The 23,812-nt window shown below is 63.4% G+C and carries 25 protein-coding genes; 21 read left to right on the top strand and 4 right to left on the bottom strand.

The genetic code is table 11. From position 1 onward, the window contains the following. Positions 1-9: 9 nt before the first annotated feature. The gene (locus tag U9R80_RS08225; RefSeq protein ID WP_301836872.1) at positions 10-1,332 is read right to left on the bottom strand and encodes an ATP-binding protein; all 1,323 of its coding nucleotides are present in this window, start codon (positions 1,330-1,332) and stop codon (positions 10-12) included. Then, complete coding sequence (locus U9R80_RS08220) at positions 1,329-2,012, bottom strand: response regulator (protein WP_301836873.1); 684 nt, start codon at positions 2,010-2,012, stop codon at positions 1,329-1,331. The genes U9R80_RS08225 and U9R80_RS08220 overlap by 4 nt, the downstream gene beginning before the upstream one ends. Positions 2,013-2,185: 173 nt before the next feature. Here U9R80_RS08220 and dsbD point away from each other — a divergent pair, with 173 nt between their 5' ends. Genes dsbD through dsbG form a run of 3 tightly spaced genes read left to right on the top strand, consistent with a single transcriptional unit; the run spans position 2,186 to position 5,507 of the window. Further along, positions 2,186-3,901, top strand: coding sequence for a protein-disulfide reductase DsbD (dsbD, locus tag U9R80_RS08215; RefSeq protein ID WP_301836874.1), 1,716 nt, complete (start codon positions 2,186-2,188; stop codon positions 3,899-3,901). Beyond that, positions 3,901-4,758 (top strand): prolipoprotein diacylglyceryl transferase family protein, encoded by an 858-nt coding sequence (locus U9R80_RS08210; RefSeq protein WP_301836875.1) that lies wholly within the window; start codon positions 3,901-3,903, stop codon positions 4,756-4,758. Before dsbD ends, U9R80_RS08210 begins: the two co-directional genes overlap by 1 nt. Further along, positions 4,743-5,507: a thiol:disulfide interchange protein DsbG gene (gene dsbG, locus U9R80_RS08205; RefSeq protein ID WP_301836876.1), complete on the top strand. Its 765-nt coding sequence runs from the start codon at positions 4,743-4,745 to the stop codon at positions 5,505-5,507. The genes U9R80_RS08210 and dsbG overlap by 16 nt, the downstream gene beginning before the upstream one ends. Before the next feature lie 10 nt (positions 5,508-5,517). On the opposite strand, the gene U9R80_RS08200 is transcribed toward dsbG, so the two are convergent. After that, entirely contained in the window at positions 5,518-6,321 is an 804-nt protein-coding gene (locus tag U9R80_RS08200; protein ID WP_442964944.1) for a substrate-binding periplasmic protein, read from the bottom strand. A 170-nt stretch (positions 6,322-6,491) separates the two neighbouring features. Between U9R80_RS08200 and U9R80_RS08195 the strand changes: the two genes are divergently transcribed. Then, positions 6,492-7,043, top strand: coding sequence for an exonuclease domain-containing protein (locus U9R80_RS08195; protein ID WP_301836878.1), 552 nt, complete (start codon positions 6,492-6,494; stop codon positions 7,041-7,043). Positions 7,044-7,113: 70 nt separating this feature from the next. Further along, the gene (gene ppnP / locus U9R80_RS08190) at positions 7,114-7,398 is read left to right on the top strand and encodes a pyrimidine/purine nucleoside phosphorylase (RefSeq protein ID WP_010225980.1); all 285 of its coding nucleotides are present in this window, start codon (positions 7,114-7,116) and stop codon (positions 7,396-7,398) included. Between the two features lie 58 nt (positions 7,399-7,456). Here ppnP and U9R80_RS08185 read toward each other — a convergent pair whose 3' ends face one another. Then, positions 7,457-8,146 carry an alpha/beta family hydrolase gene (locus tag U9R80_RS08185; protein ID WP_301836879.1) on the bottom strand — a complete coding sequence of 230 codons (690 nt, stop codon included), beginning with the start codon at positions 8,144-8,146 and terminating at the stop codon, positions 7,457-7,459. Between the two features lie 49 nt (positions 8,147-8,195). On the opposite strand from U9R80_RS08185, the gene ccoN (U9R80_RS08180) reads away from it, so the two are divergent. The 16 genes from ccoN (U9R80_RS08180) to U9R80_RS08105 all read left to right on the top strand — a co-directional run bounded on the left by ccoN (U9R80_RS08180) (position 8,196) and on the right by U9R80_RS08105 (position 23,812). Continuing rightward, positions 8,196-9,620, top strand: coding sequence for a cytochrome-c oxidase, cbb3-type subunit I (ccoN, locus tag U9R80_RS08180; RefSeq protein WP_301836880.1), 1,425 nt, complete (start codon positions 8,196-8,198; stop codon positions 9,618-9,620). Positions 9,621-9,630: 10 nt separating this feature from the next. Then, positions 9,631-10,239, top strand: coding sequence for a cytochrome-c oxidase, cbb3-type subunit II (gene ccoO, locus U9R80_RS08175; protein WP_301836881.1), 609 nt, complete (start codon positions 9,631-9,633; stop codon positions 10,237-10,239). 5 nt (positions 10,240-10,244) lie between these two features. Beyond that, positions 10,245-10,439, top strand: coding sequence for a cbb3-type cytochrome oxidase subunit 3 (locus U9R80_RS08170; RefSeq protein ID WP_274118495.1), 195 nt, complete (start codon positions 10,245-10,247; stop codon positions 10,437-10,439). After that, entirely contained in the window at positions 10,436-11,383 is a 948-nt protein-coding gene (gene ccoP, locus U9R80_RS08165; protein WP_301836882.1) for a cytochrome-c oxidase, cbb3-type subunit III, read from the top strand. The genes U9R80_RS08170 and ccoP (U9R80_RS08165) overlap by 4 nt, the downstream gene beginning before the upstream one ends. A 487-nt stretch (positions 11,384-11,870) precedes the next feature. Beyond that, positions 11,871-13,313 (top strand): cytochrome-c oxidase, cbb3-type subunit I, encoded by a 1,443-nt coding sequence (ccoN, locus tag U9R80_RS08160; protein ID WP_038613180.1) that lies wholly within the window; start codon positions 11,871-11,873, stop codon positions 13,311-13,313. Further along, a complete protein-coding gene (gene ccoO, locus U9R80_RS08155) occupies positions 13,313-13,921 on the top strand; it encodes a cytochrome-c oxidase, cbb3-type subunit II (protein ID WP_105641559.1) in 609 nt (202 codons plus the stop codon). The genes ccoN (U9R80_RS08160) and ccoO (U9R80_RS08155) overlap by 1 nt, the downstream gene beginning before the upstream one ends. 5 nt (positions 13,922-13,926) lie before the next feature. Continuing rightward, positions 13,927-14,124, top strand: coding sequence for a CcoQ/FixQ family Cbb3-type cytochrome c oxidase assembly chaperone (locus U9R80_RS08150; RefSeq protein WP_028945389.1), 198 nt, complete (start codon positions 13,927-13,929; stop codon positions 14,122-14,124). Further along, positions 14,121-15,101 carry a cytochrome-c oxidase, cbb3-type subunit III gene (gene ccoP, locus U9R80_RS08145; protein WP_301836883.1) on the top strand — a complete coding sequence of 327 codons (981 nt, stop codon included), beginning with the start codon at positions 14,121-14,123 and terminating at the stop codon, positions 15,099-15,101. Before U9R80_RS08150 ends, ccoP (U9R80_RS08145) begins: the two co-directional genes overlap by 4 nt. Positions 15,102-15,435: 334 nt before the next feature. Beyond that, on the top strand, positions 15,436-16,851 hold the full coding sequence (gene ccoG / locus U9R80_RS08140; RefSeq protein WP_301836884.1) for a cytochrome c oxidase accessory protein CcoG: 1,416 nt from the start codon (positions 15,436-15,438) through the stop codon (positions 16,849-16,851). Between the two features lie 12 nt (positions 16,852-16,863). Then, on the top strand, positions 16,864-17,403 hold the full coding sequence (locus tag U9R80_RS08135; RefSeq protein WP_301836885.1) for a FixH family protein: 540 nt from the start codon (positions 16,864-16,866) through the stop codon (positions 17,401-17,403). A gap of 93 nt (positions 17,404-17,496) precedes the next feature. Further along, positions 17,497-19,950, top strand: a complete 2,454-nt coding sequence (locus tag U9R80_RS08130; RefSeq protein WP_301836886.1) for a heavy metal translocating P-type ATPase — start codon at positions 17,497-17,499, stop codon at positions 19,948-19,950. Between the two features lie 12 nt (positions 19,951-19,962). Further along, positions 19,963-20,175 (top strand): cbb3-type cytochrome oxidase assembly protein CcoS, encoded by a 213-nt coding sequence (gene ccoS, locus U9R80_RS08125; RefSeq protein WP_028945394.1) that lies wholly within the window; start codon positions 19,963-19,965, stop codon positions 20,173-20,175. Further along, the gene (locus U9R80_RS08120) at positions 20,168-20,851 is read left to right on the top strand and encodes a sulfite exporter TauE/SafE family protein (RefSeq protein WP_301836887.1); all 684 of its coding nucleotides are present in this window, start codon (positions 20,168-20,170) and stop codon (positions 20,849-20,851) included. Before ccoS ends, U9R80_RS08120 begins: the two co-directional genes overlap by 8 nt. Before the next feature lie 84 nt (positions 20,852-20,935). Next, positions 20,936-22,318, top strand: a complete 1,383-nt coding sequence (hemN, locus tag U9R80_RS08115; protein WP_301836888.1) for an oxygen-independent coproporphyrinogen III oxidase — start codon at positions 20,936-20,938, stop codon at positions 22,316-22,318. Between the two features lie 155 nt (positions 22,319-22,473). Next, complete coding sequence (gene fnrA, locus U9R80_RS08110; protein WP_301836889.1) at positions 22,474-23,208, top strand: Crp/Fnr family transcriptional regulator FnrA; 735 nt, start codon at positions 22,474-22,476, stop codon at positions 23,206-23,208. A gap of 55 nt (positions 23,209-23,263) precedes the next feature. Then, the gene (locus tag U9R80_RS08105; protein WP_301836890.1) at positions 23,264-23,812 is read left to right on the top strand and encodes an adenine phosphoribosyltransferase; all 549 of its coding nucleotides are present in this window, start codon (positions 23,264-23,266) and stop codon (positions 23,810-23,812) included.

Below are 23,812 nucleotides of genomic sequence, written 5' to 3'. Positions count from 1 at the left end.
CGAACCTGATCAGCTGCTGCGCAGCGGGACCTGCAGCAGCACCCGCAATCCGTCGCTGCGGCTGTCGAAGCGCAGGGTACCGGCGCAGCGCTGGACGATGGCCTGGACAATCGCCAGGCCCAGGCCGCAACCGCCGCTCTGGCCATGACGCCAGAAGCGTTCAGTCAGGTGTTCCAGATCCTGCTCGGCGATACCGGGGCCGTGATCGCGCACGGTGAAGGCCACACGGTCCTTGTCCATCTGCACCGCCAGCTCCACTGGCTCGGTGCCCAGGGTATGGCGCAGGGCGTTGTCCAGCAGATTGCGCAAGGCCGTTACTGCCAGGGGCGCCGGCATGCCCAGATAAACCTGGGCGGCGCCTGGGTCCAGTTGCAACGCGATGCGCTGCGAATCACCCAAGCCAGTGTCCTGGATGGCCTGGCGCGCGACCTGCTCGGCGCTGCACTGCATGCCGTCCTCGAACGACAGGCTGCCCTCCACCCGCGCCAGCAACAGCAATTGCTCCAGGGTCCGGTGCAGTCGGTCGGCGCCCTGTTCGGCATGTTCTAGCGCCTGCTCACGGACAGCACCATCGGTCATGCGCGCCACCTGCAAGTGGGTCTTGATCGCGGTCAGGGGGGTGCGCAGCTCATGGGCGGCATCGTCGGTCAGCCGGCGTTCACGCTCGATGGTCTGGGCGATGCGCTGGAACAACTGGTTCTGGGTATCGAGCAGCGGCTGCAATTCGCTGGGCAGGCCACGCACCTGCAAGGGCTCCAATGCATCGGGGCTACGCCTGCGCAGGGCATCGCGCATGCGGTTGAGCGGCGCCAGGCCCTTGCCGACACCGATCCACAGCAGCCCCAGGCTCCCCAGCAGGGCTACCAGTACCGGCGCCGAGGCGGCCAGCAGGATCGAGCGGTTCAGCGCCTCGCGCTCCTGATGACGGTCTGCCGTGGTGATGCGCACATCGCCCCGGTAATAGGTGAAGGTTCGCCAGCGCGCATCGTCAATGGTCTGGTCGCGAAAACCGCTGCGATCATCGTTGAGCACCTGGTCGTTGCTGTGGTTGCGGGCAATGATTTCGCCGCGCAGCGAACTGACCTGACAGGCCATGCCATCGGGCACGCTGAGCTGGTCGGCACTGATCTTGGTGCTCTCGCCTTTGCTCACCAGCGGCTGGGGCATCTGGTCGATCAAACCGGCGACCATCCGCGCCGAGGCCACCAGGCGCTGGTCCAGGGAGAACATCATCTGGTGGCGCAGGTCGCGCAGCATCCAGGCCGCCGCCAGCGCCCAAATGACCACGAATGCAGCCCCCAGGATCAGGGTCAGGCGTACACGCAGGCTCATGATTGCGACGTCTCGGGCAGTTGCGCAGGGCCCAGGCGATAACCCAGGCCGCGTACGGTTTCGACAATGCCATTGCCCAGCTTGCGGCGCAGGTGATGGATATGCACGTTCAAGGCGTTGCTCTCGACCTCGTCGCCAAAGCCGTAGACGCTGTCCTTGAGTTGTTCGCTGGACAGCACCCGACCCCGGTTGTGCAGCAGTGCCTGCAGCAGTGCCTGCTCACGCCGGGACAAGTCCACCGGCACACCGCCCAGGCAGGTTTCGCGGCTGCTGGGGTCGTAGCTGAGCGGTCCATGTTCGATGATATTGACCGCCCTTCCTGCCGCCCGGCGCAACAAGGTATGCAGGCGCGCCGCCAGTTCCCGCAGGTCGAAAGGCTTCAACAGGTAATCGTCGGCACCGGCCTGCAGGCCGTCGACCCGGTCGGTGATGGCATCGCGGGCGGTCAGCACCAGCACCGGCAGGCTATGGCCCTGCTGGCGCAGGCGCTGGAGCAGCTTGAGCCCGTCCTCGTCGGGCAGGCCCAGGTCCAGCACCATCACATCGAAGGCTGCGGCCTGCAGCATCGCCTGGGCAGCACTGGCCGTGGCCACCCGGTCCACGGTCATGCCCTGGGCGGTCAGCCCGGCGGCGATGCCGCTGGCAATCAGGTCGTCATCCTCGCAGAGCAGTACGTGCATGGTGGGTCTCGGGGCTAAAAGTGGGCAGTGAAGCGCAGGCGCATTAAGCCAGGATTATGCCGTGACAGGGCCGCAACGTCGCGGCCGGGCCGACAATCGACGCCAACGGGTTAACACTCGGTTAATCGAACATGGCCAGGATCGACCGTTCATCGCACTGCCAAGGCTTCGAGATGCGCGCTTTACTGATTGTCCTGATGTTCCTATTCAGCGGCCTGACCCAGGCCAACCCCTTTGCCCAAAGCGACTTCCTGCCGGTGGACAAGGCGTTCGTGTTCAGCAGCGAACGACTGGCCAGCGGCGAAATGCGCCTGCACTGGAAAATCACCGACGGCTACTACCTGTACCAGAAGCGCCTGAAGTTCGACGGCCTGCCCGCCGAGCAGCAGCCCGCTTTGCCAGAAGCCCTGCCCCACCAGGATGAGTACTTCGGTGAAACCCAGGTGTACCGCGGCGAGCTGGAGCTGATTCTGCCCGCCGACGCGCGCGGCTCGTTGCGCATGGGTTGGCAAGGCTGTGCCGATGCCGGCCTGTGCTACCCGCCGCAGACCAACCTGGTCAGCCTGAGCGACACCCCGGCCACCGAGCAGGCGACCGCGCAGGCCAGCGACCAGGCCCTGGCCGGCGGCCTTGCGCAGTCGAGCCTGGCCTGGAGCCTGCTGGCCTTCCTCGGGCTTGGCCTGCTGCTGGCCTTTACCCCGTGCTCGCTGCCGATGCTGCCGATTCTCGCCGGGCTGGTGCTGGGCAATGGTGTCAGCGCCCGCCGTGGCTGGGCGCTGGCCAGTGTGTATGTACTGAGCATGGCCCTGGTGTACGCCGCCCTCGGGGTGGTCGCCGCCGTGCTGGGTGCAAGCCTGCAAGCCTGGCTGCAGCAACCCTGGCTGCTCGGCACCCTGGCCGGTTTGTTCGTGCTGCTGGCCTTGCCGATGTTCGGCGCCTTCGAGCTGCAGTTACCCGTCTGGCTGCGTGACCGCCTGGAACGCGCCGGGCATGGCACCCGGGGCGGCAACCTCTATGGCGCGGCCTTGCTGGGCGCCCTGTCGGGGCTGCTGATGGGGCCCTGCATGACCGCCCCGCTGGCCGGTGCGCTGCTCTATATCGCCCAGAGTGGCAACGCGCTGCATGGCGCCCTGGTGCTGTTCACCCTGGGCCTGGGCATGGGCTTGCCGCTGCTGTTGCTGGTCACCGTGGGCAATCGCTACCTGCCACGCCCCGGCCCGTGGATGAACCTGGTCAAGGGCCTGTTCGGCTTCGTGTTCCTGGCCATGGCGCTGTATACCCTGCGCACCGTGCTTGAGCCTTCGCTGTGGCTGGCCCTGGCCGGTGCCTGGCTGATCGCCCTGGCCTGGGCGGCGTGGCCGGCGCTGCATAACCTGCGCGCCGTACGTGCCGCGCCGCTGCTGGTGGGCTTCTGGGGCAGTCTGCTGCTGATCGGCGCCGCTGCCGGTGGCGACGATCCCTGGCAGCCGCTGCAACCGTTTCGTGGCGGCAGCAGCGCGGTAGCCAGCGCCGTGCACACCGACGCCTTTGTCACCGTGACCCAGCCAGCCGAGTTGCAGCGCGAACTGGATGCGGCCAAAGCCCAGGGCCAGTGGGTAATGCTGGACTACTATGCCGACTGGTGTGTGTCGTGCAAGGTGATGGAAAAGCAGGTGTTCGCCCGCGCCGACGTACTGGCCGCACTGAGCGGCGTACGCCTGATACGCCTGGATGTGACCGCCGATGCAGCGCCGAGTCGCGAGTTGATGCAGCGCTACCAGGTACCGGGCCCGCCCAGCCTGATCTGGATCGGGCCGGAGGGCAGCGAACGTCGGGCGCGCCGTATCACCGGTGAAGTCGACGCAAAGAACTTCCTCGAACAATGGGCCCAGACCCGGAGTCAAGGCTGATGCTGACCGTAAACCTCGGGCCGTTGACCATGGCCATGAACCACCTGCTGCTGCTCTGCGCACTGGCCCTGGCGAGCCTGGTGGGCTGGCGGGTAGCCAAACGCGGAGGCGACAACCCCGAGTCGGTGCTGTTCAGCCTGTTCCTGCTGGGCTTGCTCGCCGCCCGCCTGGGTTTTGTGCTCAGCTACTGGCCCATGTACCGCGACGACCCGCTGCAGATCGTCGACCTGCGTGATGGCGGCTTCCTGCTCTGGCCCGGTGTGCTGGCGGTGGCTGCCGGCGCCTTGTGGCAAGGCTTTCGCCGCCCCACCCTGCGCCGTCCGCTGGGCTGGGGCCTGTTCAGTGGCGCGCTGTTCTGGCTGCTGGGCAGCCTGGGCAGCCACCTGTATGAACAAGGCACGCAATTGCCCGACACCAGCCTGCGCAAGGCCGACGGCCAGGCCGTCCAGCTCAGCGCCTACCGTGGCCGGCCCCTGGTGATCAACCTCTGGGCCACCTGGTGCCCGCCGTGCCGCCGTGAAATGCCGGTACTCCAGCAAGGCCAGAATGAACGCCCGGACATCACCTTCCTGTTCGTCAACCAGGGTGAGTCGCCACAAACGGTCAGTAACTTTCTCGCCACCACCGGCCTGAACCTGTCCCATGTGCTGTTCGACAGCGGCGGCCAACTGGCCCAACAAGTCGGCTCCATGGCCCTGCCCACCACCTTGTTCTACAACGCCGACGGTCGACTGGTCGGCAGCCACCTGGGCGAGCTGTCGCGGGCCAGCCTGCGCCACGCCCTGGAATCTTTCGAGCGCCCCGCCGCACCCGCTGTCTCCGACACTTCAAGGAATGACACATGCACGCTTTGCTGAAACTGCCCCTCACGCTCACCCTCGGCCTGCTGGCCAGCCAGGCGGCGATTGCCGAAGACCTGCCCAAGGCTGTCCAGCAGATGGAAGCCAAAGGGGTAAAAATCAAAGGCAGCTTCGATGCGCCCAATGGGCTGCGCGGTTATGCCGGTGAATACCAGAACCGCGGCATGGCCTTGTACCTGACGCCCGATGGCAAGCACGTACTGGTCGGTAGCCTGTTCGATGAACAGGGCCAGGACCTGAGCGAGGCGCCCCTGGAAAAACTGGTCTACGCCCCGATGGCCAAGGAGGTCTGGGCGAAGATGGAAAAAACCGCCTGGATTGCCGACGGCAAGGCCGATGCACCACGCATCGTCTACCTGTTCAGCGACCCGAACTGCCCCTACTGCAACATGTTCTGGCAGCAGGCGCGGCCGTGGGTCGAGTCGGGCAAGGTGCAGTTGCGCCACATCATGGTTGGCATCATCCGTGAAGACAGCCCGGGCAAGTCGGCCGCGCTGCTGGCCAGCAAAGACCCGGTCAAGGCCCTGAACACTCACGAGAAGGCCGGCAAGGCCAGCACCCTCAAGGCCCTGGAGAAAATCCCCGCCGACGTCCAGGCCAAGCTCGATGCCAACCTGGCCACCATGGAAGAACTGGGCCTGTCGGCAACCCCGGCGATCTTCTACCTCGACGAGCAACAACAGCTGCAAACCCAGCAAGGTGCGCCACGGCCGGAAATGCTGGGCAAGATCCTGGGCAAACGCTGACAGCCTGTGTTCAGTCAGCCCCGGGCTGGCTGACGATGATCTGGTAAGGCTCGAAGATACGCAGCAGCTCGCCCTGGTCACGCAGTTGCTGCAACAGGCCGGCGAACGCCTCAGCACTGATCGGTGCACCGGGACGCAGCAAGGCATAGTGGTGATAGACCTGGTCAACCCGCTCCGACGTGCGCAACGCCTGGGCGCTTTGCGGGTTGCGGGCCTGGAAGTCACTCAGGTAGGAACGGGTGACCAGGGCGATGTCTGCCCGGCCGCGCTGGACCATCAGCAGGTTGCTGTCGTGGGAATAGGTCAAGGTCACCTTGAAATGTTCGACCAGGTACTTGGGGTCGGACTTGAAGTCGGCAAAGGCGTAGTGATAGCCGCTGTACAGGGCCAGGCGCTTGCCCGTGAGGTCGGCAAAATAGCTTTCGTCGCGCTCGGGCAGGTGCTGGGTGACATACACCTCGGCATCCTCCAGCCCCATGTCTACCGCCACGTGGGGAATGTCCTGCCAGTCCCACTGGGGGTTCTCGAAGATCGCCATGTCGGTGCGACCTTGCTTGAAATCGCCAAAGCGGCGGGGGATCGAGGTGGGCACCAGGACGAACCGATAGTGCTGCTGGGCAGCGTTCAAGGCATCGACCAACTGCGGCAACAAACCGGTGTCGGCACCCTTCTCGGGGCGCACGGTATAAGGAGGGAAATGCGCCGCGCCGATTTTGACTTCGATTTCCTCACGCGCCTGGGCGGGAATCGCCATCCACAGGGTGGTGAACATGAACAGCAAGAATCTGGCCTGTGCCATGGGCGTTGGAGTCAAAGCAACACACTCTTTGCGGGTTTGAGCCGAATTGAACCTAAGCTAGGCGTTTTCCGTGCGCGGTACAACAGCCGATTGTGCCAAAAGGCCAGCAAGCAGCATTTCGCCAGGGGATACCCCAGAGGCCCGACTTTGGCTACGCTCTAGCGAGTCTTGCAAGGGAGCCTACTATGGGCCATTGGCTGGTGATCGACCTGGAAGCAACCACGGATGACGGCGGTTGGCCAATCACGGATATGGAAGTCATTGAAATCGGAGCGACACTGGTCAACCGCCAGGGTCGTGAGGTGGATCATTTCCAGCGCTTCATCAAACCGCGGCGCCGCCCGCAACTGACCCCCTTCTGCCGTGAACTGACCCACATCAGTCAGGCCAATGTCGACACAGCCGTGGCGTTCAGAGAGGTGTGGGGGCAGTTCGAGCGCTGGATCGGGCACCATCGGGCACAGCTTGAGGCCTGGGTCAGCTGGGGTGACTACGACCGCCAGCAATTGCTGCAGGAATGGCAACTGCACGATGTCCAGAGCCTGCTGGCCACGGTGCCGCACATCAACCTCAAGCAACGCTTTGCCAAGGCCCGGCATCTGCAACGGCCACTGGGCCTCAATGGTGCATTGCAGCTGGCCGGGTTGCAGTTCAGCGGCCAGCAGCACCGGGCCCTGGAAGACGCCCGCAACACCGCGCGCCTGCTGCCCTTGACCCTGCCGCCCAGCGGCCTTTGAAAGCGGATGACGGCGCCGGGAGCCTTGGGCATACTGGCCAGCCTTTTCAGCCCCTTTTCAGGAGTCGCCCATGTTTAAAGTCAACGAGTACTTTGATGGCACGGTCAAGTCGATCGCTTTCGGCACTGCCGAAGGCCCGGCCACTGTTGGCGTGATGGCCCCCGGCGAGTACGAGTTCGGCACTGCCCAGCGTGAAATCATGCACGTGGTGTCGGGCGCCCTGACCGTCAAACTGCCTGACAGCGACAACTGGGAAACCTTCAGCGCCGGTAGCCAGTTCAACGTGCCCGCCAACAGCAAGTTCCAGCTGAAGGTCGCGGTGGACACTGCCTACCTGTGCGAATATCGCGGGTAAGCCATTATCGCGGGGCAAGCCCGCTCCAGTAGGAGCGTGCTTGCCCCGCGATACCCTGCTACGGCAAAAACCCCACAATGTGGTCCGCAGCCGTCTGCAAATGATCCGCATGACTGAACCCCGACGCCTTCAACGGCTTCAAATCGTGATCCCCCGCCTCTAGCCAGCACACCTCGATCGCCGGCGATAACACATACCCTTCCACCGCCTGCCGATTCCCCAGGGCATCTCGCTCGCCCTGAATGATCAGCGTCGGCGTCTTCAATTCGGCCAGGTGCGCCACCCGCGGCTTCTCCGGCTTGCCCGCCGCGTAAAACGGATACCCCAGGCACACCAGCGCATCGGCGCCCAGTTCGTCCGCCAGCAAGCTGGCCATGCGCCCGCCCATGGACTTGCCGCCGATGGCCAGCGTCCCAGTGACCAAAGGTCGCACCAGCCCATACACCTCACGCCAGCACTCAAGCAATTTGGCCTGCGGATTTGGCGGCCTTTTGCCACCATCAAGGCGCCGTTGCGCCATGTACGGAAACTCGAAGCGCAGCACCCCCAGCCCTTGTGCCGCCAGCCTTTGCGCGATGTCGTCCATGAACGCGCTGTCCATCGGCGCCCCCGCGCCATGGGCCAGGATCAGGCACCGCGAAGGTGCGCCATCCCCCTGATTTTGCGGGGCATTCCAGCGCCAGCCGCGGTTTTTGACCAGCTGTGCCCATTGATCCCCGTCAATACCGGCCAGTTGCCCATTACTCATGCTTGCCTCGCTGTTTAGTCTGCCTATAACCGTGGATGGGAACCCATACATGAACACAACCTGCAGTACCGCCTACAACTACAAGGTGGTCCGCCAATTCGCCATTATGACGGTGGTGTGGGGAATCGTCGGGATGGGGCTCGGCGTTTTTCTCGCCGCGCAACTCGTCTGGCCTTCGCTCAACTTCGATCTCCCCTGGACCAGCTTTGGACGCCTGCGTCCACTGCACACCAACGCGGTGATCTTCGCCTTCGGCGGTTGCGCACTGTTTGCCGCCTCCTACTACTCGGTCCAGCGTACCTGCCAGACCACCCTGTTCTCTCCACGCCTTGCCGCCTTTACCTTCTGGTCATGGCAACTGGTGATCGTGCTGGCTGCCATCACGCTGCCGCTGGGTTATACCAGCTCCAAGGAGTACGCCGAACTGGAATGGCCGATCGACATCCTGATCACCATCGTCTGGGTCGCCTACGCCGTGGTGTTCTTCGGCACCCTGATGAAGCGCACCACCAAGCACATTTATGTGGGTAACTGGTTCTTCGGTGCATTCATCATCACCGTGGCCATCCTGCACATCGTCAACAACCTGGAACTGCCGGTCAGCCTGACCAAGTCCTACTCGCTGTACAGCGGCGCCACTGACGCCATGGTGCAGTGGTGGTACGGCCACAACGCCGTGGGCTTCTTCCTGACGGCTGGCTTCCTGGGCATGATGTATTACTTCGTGCCCAAGCAGGCCGAGCGCCCGGTGTATTCCTATCGCCTGTCGATCGTGCACTTCTGGGCGCTGATCACCCTGTACATCTGGGCAGGCCCGCACCACCTGCACTACACCGCCCTGCCCGACTGGGCCCAGTCGCTGGGCATGATCATGTCGCTGATCCTCCTGGCCCCGAGCTGGGGCGGCATGATCAACGGCATGATGACCCTCTCCGGTGCCTGGCATAAGCTGCGCAGCGACCCGATCCTGCGCTTCCTGGTGGTGTCGCTGGCGTTCTACGGCATGTCGACCTTTGAAGGCCCGATGATGGCGATCAAGACCGTCAACGCCCTGTCCCACTACACCGACTGGACCATCGGCCACGTACACGCCGGAGCCCTGGGCTGGGTAGCGATGATATCGATCGGCGCCCTGTACCACATGATCCCGAAAGTCTTCGGTCGCGAGCAGATGCACAGCATCGGCCTGATCAACGCGCACTTCTGGCTGGCCACCATCGGCACCGTGCTCTACATCGCCTCGATGTGGGTCAACGGCATCGCCCAGGGCCTGATGTGGCGTGCAGTCAACGCCGACGGCACCCTGACCTACTCCTTCGTCGAAACCCTGGTGGCCAGCCACCCTGGCTTCATCGTGCGCTTCGTCGGCGGGGCGATCTTCCTGACCGGCATGCTGCTGATGGCCTGGAACACCTGGCGCACCGTGCGTGCTCCAGTGGCCGCGACCACCCCTGCCGCTGCGCAGCTGGCCTGAGGAGACCGAGATGAAACACGAAGTAATCGAGAAAAACGTCTTCCTGCTGGTGCTGTTGATGGTGTTTGCCGTCAGCATCGGCGGCCTGACCCAGATCGTCCCGTTGTTTTTCCAGGACGTCACCAACAAGCCGGTGGAGGGTATGAAGCCCTATACCGCGCTGCAGCTCGAAGGCCGCGACATCTACATCCGCGAAGGCTGTGTGCAGTGTCACTCGCAGATGATCCGTCCGTTCCGTGCCGAGACCGAGCGCTACGGCCACTACTCGGTAGCCGGTGAAAGCGTCTGGGACCACCCGTTCCTGTGGGGTTCCAAGCGTACCGGTCCAGACCTGGCCCGGGTTGGCGGTCGTTACTCCGATGACTGGCACCGTGCTCACCTGTACAACCCGCGCAACGTCGTGCCCGAGTCAAAGATGCCGGCCTACCCGTGGCTGGTGGCAAGTCAGGTCGACAGCAGCCACACCGAGACCAAGCTGCGCACCCTGCGCACCCTGGGCGTGCCGTACACCGATGCCGATATCAGCGGCGCGGTTGAATCGCTCAAGGGCAAATCCGAAATGGATGCGCTGGTTGCCTACCTGCAGGTGCTGGGCACCGCGATCAAGAACAAGAGGTAAGGGCCATGGACTTGACACTGGATATCGGCCAGCTGCGCGGCCTGGGCACCCTGCTGGTGGCCATCGCCTTCATCGGCCTGTCGCTGTGGGTGTTCAACGGTCGGCGCGACCGGGAATTTGCCGAAGCCAGCCTGCTGCCGTTCGCCGACGACCGCCTGGCACCCGCCAACGAACCCGAATCGAGGAGTAACGGGCAATGACCACCTTCTGGAGTACGTACATCAGCGTACTGACCATCGGCAGCCTGATCGGCCTGACCTGGCTGTTGCTGGCAACGCGCAAGGGCGAAAAGCCCGGCACCAGCGACGAGACCATGGGCCACAGCTTCGACGGCATCGAGGAGTACGACAACCCGCTGCCCAAGTGGTGGTTCTGGCTGTTCGTCGGCACCCTGGCGTTCGGGGTCGGCTACCTGATCCTCTACCCCGGCCTCGGCAACTGGAAAGGCATCCTGCCCGGTTATGAAAATGGCTGGACCCAGGTCAACGAATGGCAGAAGGAAATGGACAAGGCGGACGCCAAGTTCGGCCCGATCTTCGCCAAGTTCGCTGCCATGCCGGTGGAAGAAGTGGCCAAGGACCCCCAAGCGTTGAAAATGGGCGGCCGCCTGTTCGCCTCCAACTGCGCGGTGTGCCACGGCTCCGACGCCAAGGGCGCCTACGGCTTCCCCAACCTCACCGACAAGGATTGGCGCTGGGGCGGCGAGCCTGAAACCATCAAGCAGTCGATCATGAGCGGTCGCCACGGCGTGATGCCGGCGTGGGCCGAAGTGATCGGCGAGCAAGGTGTGGCCGATGTTGCCGGCTTCGTGCTGACCAACCTCGACGGGCGCAAGTTGCCTGAAGGCACCAAGGCCGACATCGCCAATGGCCAGAAGCTGTTCGCCGCCAATTGCGTGGCCTGCCACGGCCCTGAAGGCAAGGGCACCCCGGCGATGGGCGCGCCAGACCTGACCCACCCGCAAGCGTTCATCTACGGCTCAAGCTTTGCCCAGCTGCAGCAGACCATCCGTTACGGCCGCCAGGGCCAGATGCCTGCCCAGCAAGAGATCCAGGGCAACGACAAGGTCCATCTGCTGGCTGCCTATGTCTACAGCCTGTCCCAGGAAGAACCGGCCCAGGGCGAGAGCCTGACTGCCAAGTAAAATCTTCGCGCAACTGAGCCTTGACTCGAACCGCCGCCTCCACCCGGATGCGGCGGTTCCGTTTCCCGCTTGCGACCAAGTGTCGCACCTCCCCCGCCACCGCGCCTTGCACCCGCCTTGATCACAACTAAGCTTGTTGCCACAGCGACCGCGACCGAAGGGCCGATGAACCGCACGGGCGGTCGTGCCGGTTGAAGAATGCGTGCAAAGGTAGATGGGATCGGCTCGACCTCTTCGTACCCGTACCGGGCCAACGAAAAATGGTCACAGCAAGCTTGACCGATTGGACAAGAAAATGTGAATAACGGTACACATATCAAACAGATAATTGTGTACACTTCGTCCGCCAATTATGCTCGGAACAGCGGTAGACCGGGCTTTGGCAAAGGTCGGCGCGGGAGCCATCGCGTTGCAATAACCACACGGTTTATACATACTTGCGCCGATTTTTTAACCTACAAAAACACCCAAACCGTGGAACCTTAGAATGAGCACAGCAATCAGTCCGACTGCTTATAACTATAAGGTCGTCCGCCAGTTCGCCATCATGACGGTGGTCTGGGGGATCCTTGGCATGGGGCTTGGCGTTTTCATCGCCTCGCAACTGGTATGGCCCCAGCTCAACCTGGACCTGCCATGGACGAGCTTTGGCCGCCTGCGCCCACTGCACACCAACCTGGTGATTTTCGCCTTCGGTGGCTGTGCACTGTTTGCCACTTCTTATTATGTCGTGCAGCGAACCTGCCAGACGCGACTGATTTCCGACAGCCTCGCCGCCTTCACCTTCTGGGGTTGGCAAGCGGTGATCGTCGGTGCGCTCATTACCCTGCCACTGGGCTACACCACCACCAAGGAATACGCCGAGCTGGAATGGCCGATCGCCATTTTGCTGGCCATTGTCTGGGTGACCTATGGCGTGGTGTTCTTCGGTACCATCGTCAAGCGCAAGACCAAACACATTTATGTGGGTAACTGGTTCTACGGTGCCTTCATCGTGGTGACTGCGATGCTGCACATCGTCAACCACGCCTCCCTGCCGGTCAGCCTGTTCAAGTCGTACTCGGCCTACTCGGGTGCAACCGACGCGATGATCCAGTGGTGGTACGGCCACAACGCCGTGGGCTTCTTCCTGACCACCGGCTTCCTGGGCATGATGTACTACTTCGTGCCGAAGCAGGCCGAACGTCCTATCTACTCCTATCGCCTGTCGATCGTGCACTTCTGGGCACTGATCACTCTGTACATCTGGGCCGGTCCTCACCACCTGCACTACACCGCTCTGCCAGACTGGGCTCAGTCGCTGGGCATGGCGATGTCGATCATCCTGCTGGCACCAAGCTGGGGCGGCATGATCAACGGCATGATGACCCTGTCGGGCGCCTGGCATAAGCTGCGCACCGACCCGATCCTGCGCTTTTTGGTGGTATCGCTGGCGTTCTACGGCATGTCGACCTTTGAAGGCCCGATGATGGCCATCAAGACCGTCAACTCGCTGTCGCACTACACCGACTGGACCGTTGGCCACGTACACGCCGGCGCCCTTGGCTGGGTAGCGATGATCTCGATCGGCGCCCTGTACCACATGATCCCGAAAGTCTATGGCCGCGAGCAGATGCACAGCATCGGCCTGATCAACGCGCACTTCTGGCTGGCAACCATCGGTACCGTGCTCTACATCTCCTCGATGTGGGTCAACGGCATCACCCAGGGCCTGATGTGGCGTGCAATCAACGATGACGGCACCCTCACCTACTCCTTCGTCGAAGCCCTGCAGGCCAGCCACCCTGGCTTTATCGTCCGTGCCCTGGGCGGTGCGTTCTTCGCCTCCGGCATGCTGCTGATGGCGTACAACGTCTACCGTACCGTGCGCGCCTCGAAGCCGGCCGAAGCTGAAGCCGCCGCTCAGATCGCTGTAGTTGGAGCCCACTGATGAAGCATGAAGTAGTCGAGAAGAATATCGGCCTGCTGGCCTTCTTCATGGTCATCGCCGTGAGCATCGGCGGCCTGACCCAGATCGTCCCGTTGTTTTTCCAGGACGTCACCAACAAGCCGGTCGAAGGCATGAAGCCACGTACCGCGCTGGAACTCGAAGGCCGCGACATCTACATCCGCGAAGGCTGCGTACAGTGCCACTCGCAGATGATCCGTCCGTTCCGTGCCGAGACCGAGCGCTACGGCCACTACTCGGTAGCCGGTGAAAGCGTCTGGGACCACCCGTTCCTGTGGGGTTCCAAGCGTACCGGCCCTGACCTGGCCCGTGTCGGTGGTCGTTACTCCGATGACTGGCACCGTGCCCACCTGTACAACCCGCGCAACGTCGTGCCCGAGTCGAAAATGCCGGCCTACCCATGGCTGGTAGAGAACAAGCTCGACGGCAAGGACACGGTCAAGAAGATGGAAGTCTTGCGCACCCTCGGCACGCCGTACACCGACGCAGACATCGCCGGTGCCCGCGACGCGGTCAAGGGCAAGACTGAAATGGACGCCCTGGTTGCCTACCTGCAAGGCCTGGGCACCATCATCAAAAGCAAACGGTGACATTGATGGATATCGGGATGATTCGTGGCCTGGGCACCGTCGTTGTGATGGTGGCCTTCGTTGGCCTGGCGTTGTGGGTGTTCAGTTCTCGGCGCAAGTCTGAGTTCGACGAAGCGACCATGCTGCCCTTCGCGGATGATCCCGAAGCCAGCAAGCACGTCGAGCAAGCGCAAGCGAAAGCGTCTAGGAGTAACAACGAATGACTACCTTCTGGAGTCTGTACGTCACCGTTCTGAGTCTGGGCACCATCTTCGCCCTGACTTGGCTGCTGCTGTCCACCCGCAAGGGCCAGCGCAGCGAAACCACCGAAGAAACCGTGGGCCATGCCTACGACGGCATCGAGGAATATGACAACCCGCTGCCAAAATGGTGGTTCATGCTGTTTGTCGGCACCATCATCTTTGCACTCGGCTACCTCGTGCTGTACCCGGGCCTGGGCAACTGGAAAGGCGTTCTGCCAGGCTACCAATACCTGGATAACGAGAAGAAGACCGAGTTCGCCAACGGCCAGGCCGGCTGGACCGGCGTACACGAGTGGGAAAAGGAAATGGCCCGCGCGGACGCCAAGTTCGGTCCGATCTTCGCCAAGTTTGCTTCGATGCCTATCGAAGAAGTGGCCAAGGACCCGCAAGCCCTGAAAATGGGTGGCCGCCTGTTCGCCTCCAACTGCTCGGTGTGCCACGGTTCCGACGCCAAGGGTTCCTACGGTTTCCCCAACCTGACCGACAACGACTGGCGTTGGGGCGGCGAGCCTGAAACCATCAAGACCACCATCATGGCGGGTCGACATGGCGTCATGCCAGCCTGGGCCGAAGTCATTGGTGAGCAAGGCGTTGCTGACGTTGCTGCCTACGTGCTGACCAACCTCGATGGCCGCAAACTGCCGGAAGGCGCGAAGGCCGACCCGGCCAATGGCCAGAAGCTCTTCGCCGCCAACTGCGTGGCCTGCCACGGCCCAGAGGGCAAGGGCACCCCGGCCATGGGCGCACCCAACCTGACCCACCCACAGGCGTTCATCTACGGTTCGAGCTTCGCTCAACTGCAGCAGACCATCCGTTACGGCCGTCAGGGCCAGATGCCTGCCCAGGAAGCGATCCAGGGTAACGACAAGGTCCACCTGCTGGCGGCCTACGTCTACAGCCTCTCGCACCAGCCTGAGAAAACCGCCGAAGCGAAGTAATTCGCCAGGCGACAAAAAGCCCCGTCAGTGCAGACTGCCGGGGCTTTTTTACACCCCAGGTAGGAGCGGGCTTGCCCCGCGATAGCGACCTGACTGATCTACCGCTATCGCGGGGCAAGCCCGCTCCTACAGGGGGCATCACGGTCGCGCATGACCCAGATCAATTGACACGCTCACTACACCAATAGCCACGCAAACCCAACGCGACTAAACGCCGCAGCCGTGCCCCACAGGGCCACTACAGGCGTATCATTCGCCGCAGAGCAGCATAAACTTCTGACTGCGGTCGGCACGCACTGATCGCGGCATTATTCCACTGCCGTGGGACTCAATGATGAGCAAGCAGATTCCAGTACATGATGTCACCCCGCCTGCCAACAAAGACAAGGACAGCGTCGACCTCTACGCCTCCCGGGAAAAAATCTACACCCGGGCGTTTACCGGTGTGTTCCGTAACCTGCGCATGGTCGGTGGCGCCTTTCTGTTCCTGCTGTATTTCGGCACGGTCTGGCTGAACTGGGGTGAGCACCAGGCCGTCTGGTGGAACCTGCCGGAGCGCAAGTTCTACATCTTCGGCGCCACCATCTGGCCCCAGGACTTCATCCTGCTCTCAGGCTTGTTGATCGTCGCTGCCTTCGGCCTGTTCTTCATCACGGTATTCGCCGGGCGTGTGTGGTGCGGCTACACCTGCCCGCAGAGCGTCTGGACCTGGATCTTCATGTGGTGCGAAAAGGTCACCGAAGGTGATCGCAACCAGCGCATGAAGCTCGACAAGGCCCCCATGAGCGGCAACAAGTTCCTGCGCAAGCTGGCCAAGCACAGCTTGTGGCTGCTGATCGGCTTTGTCACCGGCTTGACCTTCGTCGGCTACTTCTCCCCTATCCGCGAACTGGTTGTGGAGTTCTTCACCGGCCAGGCCGATGGCTGGGCCTACTTCTGGGTCGGCTTCTTCACCCTGGCCACCTACGGCAACGCCGGCTGGCTGCGCGAGCAGGTGTGCGTGTACATGTGCCCGTACGCACGCTTCCAGAGCGTGATGTTCGACAAGGACACCCTGATCGTCTCCTACGATCCGCGTCGCGGCGAAACCCGTGGCCCACGCAAGAAAGACCTCGACTACAAGGCCAAGGGCCTGGGTGACTGCATCGACTGCACCATGTGCGTGCAGGTCTGCCCGACCGGTATCGACATCCGCGATGGCCTGCAGATCGAATGTATCGGCTGCGCCGCCTGCATCGATGCCTGCGACACCATCATGGACAAGATGAACTACCCCAAGGGCCTGATCAGCTACACCACCGAGCACAACCTCTCGGGCCAGAAAACCCATATGCTGCGCCCTCGCCTGATCGGCTACGCCGTGGTGCTGCTGGCCATGATCGCCCTGCTCGCCAGCGCCTTCGTCATGCGCTCGCTGGTGGGCTTTGACGTCAGCAAGGACCGGGTCCTGTACCGCGAGAACGCCCAGGGCCGGATCGAGAACGTCTACAGCCTCAAGGTGATGAACAAGGACCAGCGCGACCACGTCTACGTGCTCGATGCCGCCGGCCTGCCGGACCTCAAGCTTGAAGGCGCGCGGGAAATCCGCGTGGCGGCCGGCGATATCGTCAGCCTGCCGGTACAACTGTCGATGGCCCCGGAAAAACTGCCATCGAGCACCAACGAAGTCACCTTCATCCTCAAGGACGCCGACGACAGCGCCACCCAGGTTGAAGCCAAGAGCCGCTTCATCGGCCCGCAAATTCGATAAGAGATTGAACCTATGCCTTCTGCAACTGCCACCAGCCCCTGGTACAAGCACCTCTGGCCCTGGATCATCATCGGGGTGCTGGCCACCTCGGTGACCCTGAGCCTGACCATGGTCACCATTGCCGTGAACAACCCGGACAACCTGGTCAACGACAACTACTACGAGGCCGGCAAAGGCATCAACCGCTCCCTGGACCGTGAGTTGCTGGCCCAGACCCTGGGCCTGAAGGCCAGCATCCACCTGGACGAGCTGACCGGTGAAGTCGACCTGCGCCTGACCGGCAACAGCCAGCCACAGAGCCTGGAACTGAACCTGATCTCGCCGACCCAGCCGGAAAAAGACCGCCGGGTGATCCTGGCCCGCAGCGAAAGCGAGCCGGGGCGTTACCTGGGCCAGTTGACCGATCAGGTTGACGGCCGTCGTTTTGTCGAACTGCTGGGCAGCGAGAACCAACAGGTGTGGCGCTTGTTCGAGGAAGAGAAGGTCGCGCACGGAGTGACCCTGCAGCTGGGCGATGAAGCCTTGCAAGGGGCTGAACACCACGAGAATTGAGGCGCCATTTATCGCCGGGCAAGCCCGTTCCTACCCCTGTAGGAGCGGGCTTGCCCCGCGATAACCCTCCCAAAAGACCAACGACCGAGCACCATGACCTCGCCCACGCCTTGCTACCACTGCGCCCTGCCCGTTCCTGGCGGCAGCCACTTCACCGCCGTGGTACTCGGCCAGCCTCGGCTGTTCTGCTGCCCCGGCTGCCAGGCCGTGGCCGAAGCCATTGTCGCCGGCAACCTGGAAAGTTATTACCAGCACCGCAGCGAAGCCAGCGCCAACCCCGAAGCCTTGCCCCAGCAATTGGTCGACGAACTGGCCCTGTATGACCGCGCCGACGTGCAAAAGCCCTTTGTGCGTCACAGTGGCGAACTGGCCGAAACTACCCTGCTGATCGAAGGCATCAGCTGCGCCGCCTGCGGCTGGCTGATCGAAAAGCACCTGCGCAACCTGCCCGGCGTCGCCGAGGCGCGCCTGAACCTGTCCAACCATCGCCTGCAGGTCAATTGGGCCGACAGCCAACTGCCGCTGTCCAAGCTGCTCGCCGAGCTGCGCCACATCGGCTACGCCGCCCACCCCTACCAGGCCGACCGCGCCGCCGAACAACTGGCCAACGAGAACCGCACCGCCCTGCGCCAACTGGGCGTCGCCGGCCTGCTGTGGTTCCAGGCCATGATGGCGACCATGGCCACCTGGCCGGAATTCAACATCGACCTGAGCCCCGAGCTGCACACCATCCTGCGCTGGGTCGCACTGTTCCTCACCACGCCCATCGTGTTCTACAGCTGCGCACCGTTCTTCCGTGGCGCTGCCCGCGACTTGCGCACCCGCCACCTGACCATGGATGTCTCGGTGTCGCTGGCCATCGGCCTGGCCTATGGCGCCGGTATCTGGACGGCCATCACCGGCAGTGGCGAACTGTATTTCGATGCCGTGGGCATGTTCGCCCTGTTCCTGCTGGCCGGCCGCTACCTGGAGCGCCGCGCCCGCGAGCGTACCGCCGCGGCCACTGCGCAGCTGGTCAATCTGCTGCCGGCCTCCTGCCTGCGCCTGGGCGCCGCGGGCCAGAGCGAACGCATCCTGCTGCGCGAGCTTCAGCTGGGCGATTGCGTTTTGATTCAACCGGGCCACGTGGTGCCCGCCGACGGGCGCATTGTCAGCGGCCAGTCCAGCGTCGACGAATCGCTGCTGACCGGCGAATACCTGCCACAGCCCCGCCGCGCCGGCGATGCGGTTACCGCCGGGACCCTGAACGTCGAGAGTGCGTTGACTGTTGAAGTCCAGGCCCTGGGTCAGGACACCCGGCTGTCGGCCATCGTCCGCCTGCTGGAACGAGCCCAGTCGGAAAAGCCGCGACTGGCCGAGATCGCCGACCGCGCCTCGCAATGGTTCCTGCTGTTCTCCCTCGTCGCCGCCGCGGCCATCGGCCTGCTCTGGTGGCAACTGGACCCGTCACGGGCGTTCTGGATCGTGCTGGCCATGCTGGTCGCCACCTGCCCCTGCGCACTGTCGCTGGCCACCCCGACCGCGCTCACGGCCGCCACCGGCACCCTGCACAAGCTCGGCCTGCTGCTGACCCGAGGCCATGTGCTGGAAGGCCTGAACCAGATCGACACAGTCATCTTCGACAAGACCGGCACCCTGACCGAAGGACGCCTGACCTTGCGCAGCATTCGCCCGCTGGGCCAGCAGGATGCCGACCAGTGCCTGACGCTCGCCGCCGCCCTTGAAAACCGCTCCGAGCACCCGATCGCCCGCGCCTTCGGCCGCGCCAGCATCCCGGCCGAAGAAGTCCATGCCGAGCCCGGCCTGGGCCTCGAGGGCGTGGTACAGGGTCAACGGCTGCGCATCGGCGAACCCGGCTTCGTCTGCGCCCTGAGCGCCAGCGCAACGCCGTCCATGCCCGACGAGCCCGGCCAGTGGCTGCTGCTGGGTGATACCTCGGGGCCACTGGCGTGGCTGGTGCTCGATGACCGGCTGCGCAGCGACGCCGCCGACCTGCTCGCCGCCTGCCGCGCCCGTGGCTGGCACACCCTGCTGCTCTCCGGCGACAGCTCACCGATGGTGCAGAGCGTGGCGGCGGAGCTTTCGATCGACGAGGCCATCGGCGGCCTGCGTCCGGATGACAAGCTGGAGAAGCTCAAGGCTTTGCAGCAACAGGGCCGCAAGGTGTTGATGCTCGGCGACGGGGTCAACGATGTGCCGGTGCTGGCCGCCGCCGACATCAGCATTGCCATGGGTTCGGCGACCGACCTGGCCAAGACCAGCGCCGACGCGGTGCTGCTGTCCAACCGTCTCGACGCCCTGGTCCAGGCCTTCCGCCTGGCGCGCCGCACGCGGCGGATCATTATCGAGAACCTGCTCTGGGCCGGGCTGTATAATGGCCTCATGTTGCCGTTCGCCGCCCTGGGCTGGATCACACCGGTCTGGGCTGCGGTCGGCATGTCGGTCAGTTCGCTGATCGTGGTGCTCAATGCCTTGCGCCTGACCCGTATCAGCGCCCTGCCTGGCGCCGGCGCGCCAGCCAGCACCTCACACCCTGCCACGGTCTGATCAGGAGTCACCATGCCCGCGCTCTACGTCATGATTCCCGCCGCGCTGCTGATCGTCGCCATCGCCGTGTACATCTTCTTCTGGGCGGTGGACAGCGGCCAGTACGACGACCTCGACGGCCCGGCCCACAGCATCCTGTTCGATGACCAGGACCCTCAGCACACCGCCGCCATGGACGAGGCCGACGGCAAGAAACCCGACGACGGCGCCCCACCCCGTGCTTGAACTGCTTCCCCTGCTCAGCTCGGCGCTGATTCTCGGCCTGCTGGGCGGCGGTCACTGCCTGGGCATGTGCGGCGGCCTGATGGGCGCCCTGACCCTGGCCATTCCCAAGGAACAGCGCAGTCGGCGGTTTCGCCTGCTGCTGGCCTACAACCTCGGACGCATCCTCAGCTACGCCCTGGCCGGCCTGCTGCTGGGCCTGGCCGGCTGGGCCGTAGCCAACAGCCCGGTGGCCCTGGGCATGCGCGTGGTCGCGGCACTGCTGTTGATTTGCATGGGCCTGTACCTGGCCGACTGGTGGAGCGGCCTGACCCGCATCGAAGCACTGGGGCGCGGCCTGTGGCGACATATCCAACCGGTCGCCAACCGTCTGTTGCCAGTGTCCAGCCTGCCCCGCGCCCTGTTGCTGGGCGCCCTGTGGGGCTGGCTGCCCTGCGGCCTGGTCTATAGCACCCTGCTGTGGGCCGCGAGCCAGGGCAATGCCGTCGACAGCGCCCTGCTGATGCTCGCCTTCGGCCTGGGCACCTGGCCGGTGCTGCTGGCCACAGGGCTTGCCGCCGAGCGCACCAGCGCGCTGCTGCGCAAACGCGGCGTGCGGGTTGCCGGCGGGCTTCTGGTGATCCTGTTTGGCCTCTGGACCCTGCCAGGGCCACACCAGCACTGGCTGATGGGCCACTAAAGCAGCGTTGATACAAATCAACACGCGATTGTGCCCAACTCCCTAGACTCCGGACACTAGCTGCTTTCTCCGGGGACCGCCCACATGCTCGACGCACTTCGTTGGGACTCTGACCTGATCCGTCGTTACGACCTGGCAGGTCCACGCTACACCTCATACCCAACCGCCGTGCAACTGCACAGCGAAGTCGGCTCATTCGATCTTCTGCACGCCCTGCGTGACAGCCGTCGCGCCGTGCGCCCGCTGTCGCTCTACGTGCACGTGCCGTTCTGCGCCAACATCTGCTACTACTGCGCCTGCAACAAGGTCATCACCAAGGACCGGGGCCGCGCGCTGCCCTATCTGCAGCGCCTGGAGCAGGAGATCCAGCTGATCGCCTGCCACCTGGACCCCAAGCAGACCGTCGAGCAACTGCATTTTGGTGGCGGTACGCCAACCTTCCTCAGCCATGTCGAACTGCGCCGCCTGATGGCCTACCTGCGCCAGCACTTCAACCTGCTGGACGACGACTCCGGCGACTACGGCATCGAGATCGACCCCCGCGAGGCCGACTGGTCAACCATGGGCCTGCTGCGCGAGCTGGGTTTCAACCGGGTCAGCCTTGGCGTGCAAGACCTTGACCCCGTGGTGCAACGGGCGATCAACCGCTTGCAGAGCCTGGAGCAGACGCGCGCGATCATTGAAGCTGCACGTACCCTGCAGTTTCGCTCGATCAACCTCGACCTGATCTACGGCCTGCCCAAGCAAACCCCCGAGGGGTTCGCCCGCACCGTGGAGGAAGTCATCAAGTTGCAACCGGATCGCCTGTCGGTGTTCAACTATGCGCACCTGCCGGAGCGCTTCATGCCCCAACGGCGTATCGACAGCAACGACCTGCCGGCACCGGCCGCCAAGCTGGAGATGCTGCAACGGACCATCGAGCAACTGACCGCCGCCGGCTACCGCTATATCGGCATGGATCACTTCGCACTGCCCGATGACGAGCTGGCCATTGCCCAGGAAGAGTCAACGCTGCAACGCAACTTCCAGGGCTACACCACCCACGGCCATTGCGACCTGATCGGCCTTGGCGTTTCAGCCATCAGCCAGATCGGTGACCTGTACTGCCAGAACAGCAGCGACCTGAACACCTACCAGAACTCCCTGCTCAGTGCCCAGCTGGCCACCAGCCGCGGTTTGGTCTGCACCGCTGACGACCGCTTGCGCCGTGCCGTGATCCAGCAACTGATCTGCCATTTCGAGCTGGATTTCGACACCATCGAACAGGCCTTCACCATCGACTTTCGCGGTTACTTCAAGGACGAGTGGCCGGCGCTGCAAGCCATGCACAAAGACGGTTTGATCAACCTCAGTGCCAAGGGCATCGAGGTGCTGCCTGCCGGACGGCTGCTGGTACGCTCGGTCTGCATGGCGTTCGACGCCTACCTGGGCATGCACAGCCAGCAGCGATTCTCACGGGTCATTTGATTTACAGAGTTTCTTGTAAAGCACACTATGTTTAGCGAGGTCGGACGATAAACCGCACCTCTGCCAGCACGCCTTACCCGGCACAGACTGGCCGAAACCCCATGCCCTGAGTTACCCTTACGGCTTATGTGTGCTTTCCTACAAGGAATGAAGAAATGTCCGAGCCAGTTAAACTGCGCCCTCACAACCAGGCCCACTGCAAGGATTGCAGCCTGGCGCCTCTATGCCTGCCATTATCGTTGAACTTGGAAGACATGGATGCACTGGATGAAATCGTCAAACGCGGGCGACCGCTGAAGAAAGGCGAATTTCTGTTCCGCCAGGGTGACAACTTCGGCTCAGTTTACGCGGTGCGCTCCGGCGCCCTGAAAACCTTCAGTTTGAGCGACAGCGGCGAAGAGCAGATTACCGGCTTCCACCTGCCCAGCGAGCTGGTCGGCCTGTCCGGCATGGACACCGAAGCCTACCCGGTCTCGGCCCAGGCCCAGGAAACCACCTCGGTCTGCGAGATCCCGTTCGAGCGCCTCGACGAGCTCTCGGTACAGTTGCCGCAACTGCGCCGGCAACTGATGCGGGTGATGAGCCGCGAAATTCGTGACGACCAGCAAATGATGTTGCTGCTGTCGAAGAAAACCGCCGACGAGCGCATCGCCACCTTCCTGGTGAACCTCTCTGCTCGCTTCCGTGCCCGCGGTTACTCGGCCAATCAGTTCCGCCTGAGCATGTCGCGCAACGAAATCGGCAACTACCTGGGCCTGGCCGTGGAAACGGTTTCCCGGGTGTTCACCCGCTTCCAGCAAAACGGCCTGATTTCTGCCGAAGGCAAGGAAATCCATATCCTCGATCCGATCCAGCTGTGTGCGCTGGCCGGTGGCTCGCTGGACAGCTGAGCCCGCAGGATAAAGGGTATACTGGCGGGCATTCGTTTTTCAGGATACCCGCCCCATGCACAGTGAACCCTTCGACCTCAAAGCCCTGATCCGCCCGGTGCCGGACTTCCCGAAACCTGGCGTGATCTTTCGCGACATCACTCCGCTGTTCCAGTCGCCACGGGGCCTGCGTCATGTGGCCGACGCCTTCATCGAGCGTTATGTCGAGGCCGAATTCAGCCACATCGGCGCCATGGACGCCCGCGGCTTCCTGATCGGCTCGATCATCGCCCACCAACTGAACAAGCCCCTGATCCTGTTTCGCAAGCAGGGCAAACTGCCGGCCGATGTGATCGCCGAGGGCTACCAGACCGAATACGGTGAAGCCTTCCTCGAAGTGCATGCCGACAGCCTGTGCGAGGGCGACTCGGTGCTGGTGTTCGATGACCTGATCGCCACCGGCGGCACCTTGCTGGCAGCCACCAACCTGGTACGGCGCATGGGCGCCGAGGTGTTCGAGGCTGCCGCGATCATCGACCTGCCGGAGCTGGACGGGTCGAAGCGCCTGGAAGCTGTGGGTGTACCCACTTTTTGCCTGACGGCGTTCTCGCTGAGCGAGTTTTAA

The sequence above is a fragment of the Pseudomonas sp. JQ170C genome, from assembly GCF_035581345.1.
Classification (GTDB): domain Bacteria; phylum Pseudomonadota; class Gammaproteobacteria; order Pseudomonadales; family Pseudomonadaceae; genus Aquipseudomonas.
The sequence above is the reverse complement of the archived record's forward strand: the minus strand, read 5'-3'. Positions and strand labels throughout refer to the sequence as shown.

Bases quoted from the DNA above. Each gene is read 5' to 3' on its own strand.
- ppnP (WP_010225980.1), top strand. From the start codon at position 7,114: ATGTTTAAAGTCAACGAGTACTTTGATGGCACGGTCAAGTCGATCGCT.
- fnrA (WP_301836889.1), top strand. From the start codon at position 22,474: ATGTCCGAGCCAGTTAAACTGCGCCCTCACAACCAGGCCCACTGCAAG.
- U9R80_RS08185 (WP_301836879.1), bottom strand. From the start codon at position 8,146: ATGAGTAATGGGCAACTGGCCGGTATTGACGGGGATCAATGGGCACAG.
- ccoO (WP_301836881.1), top strand. From the start codon at position 9,631: ATGAAACACGAAGTAATCGAGAAAAACGTCTTCCTGCTGGTGCTGTTG.
- U9R80_RS08210 (WP_301836875.1), top strand. From the start codon at position 3,901: ATGCTGACCGTAAACCTCGGGCCGTTGACCATGGCCATGAACCACCTG.
- ccoP (WP_301836882.1), top strand. From the start codon at position 10,436: ATGACCACCTTCTGGAGTACGTACATCAGCGTACTGACCATCGGCAGC.
- ccoG (WP_301836884.1), top strand. From the start codon at position 15,436: ATGAGCAAGCAGATTCCAGTACATGATGTCACCCCGCCTGCCAACAAA.
- ccoP (WP_301836883.1), top strand. From the start codon at position 14,121: ATGACTACCTTCTGGAGTCTGTACGTCACCGTTCTGAGTCTGGGCACC.
- ccoN (WP_301836880.1), top strand. From the start codon at position 8,196: ATGAACACAACCTGCAGTACCGCCTACAACTACAAGGTGGTCCGCCAA.
- dsbG (WP_301836876.1), top strand. From the start codon at position 4,743: ATGCACGCTTTGCTGAAACTGCCCCTCACGCTCACCCTCGGCCTGCTG.
- U9R80_RS08225 (WP_301836872.1), bottom strand. From the start codon at position 1,332: ATGAGCCTGCGTGTACGCCTGACCCTGATCCTGGGGGCTGCATTCGTG.
- U9R80_RS08150 (WP_028945389.1), top strand. From the start codon at position 13,927: ATGGATATCGGGATGATTCGTGGCCTGGGCACCGTCGTTGTGATGGTG.
- U9R80_RS08130 (WP_301836886.1), top strand. From the start codon at position 17,497: ATGACCTCGCCCACGCCTTGCTACCACTGCGCCCTGCCCGTTCCTGGC.
- U9R80_RS08105 (WP_301836890.1), top strand. From the start codon at position 23,264: ATGCACAGTGAACCCTTCGACCTCAAAGCCCTGATCCGCCCGGTGCCG.
- hemN (WP_301836888.1), top strand. From the start codon at position 20,936: ATGCTCGACGCACTTCGTTGGGACTCTGACCTGATCCGTCGTTACGAC.
- U9R80_RS08170 (WP_274118495.1), top strand. From the start codon at position 10,245: ATGGACTTGACACTGGATATCGGCCAGCTGCGCGGCCTGGGCACCCTG.
- ccoN (WP_038613180.1), top strand. From the start codon at position 11,871: ATGAGCACAGCAATCAGTCCGACTGCTTATAACTATAAGGTCGTCCGC.
- U9R80_RS08135 (WP_301836885.1), top strand. From the start codon at position 16,864: ATGCCTTCTGCAACTGCCACCAGCCCCTGGTACAAGCACCTCTGGCCC.
- U9R80_RS08220 (WP_301836873.1), bottom strand. From the start codon at position 2,012: ATGCACGTACTGCTCTGCGAGGATGACGACCTGATTGCCAGCGGCATC.
- U9R80_RS08195 (WP_301836878.1), top strand. From the start codon at position 6,492: ATGGGCCATTGGCTGGTGATCGACCTGGAAGCAACCACGGATGACGGC.
- dsbD (WP_301836874.1), top strand. From the start codon at position 2,186: ATGCGCGCTTTACTGATTGTCCTGATGTTCCTATTCAGCGGCCTGACC.
- ccoS (WP_028945394.1), top strand. From the start codon at position 19,963: ATGCCCGCGCTCTACGTCATGATTCCCGCCGCGCTGCTGATCGTCGCC.
- ccoO (WP_105641559.1), top strand. From the start codon at position 13,313: ATGAAGCATGAAGTAGTCGAGAAGAATATCGGCCTGCTGGCCTTCTTC.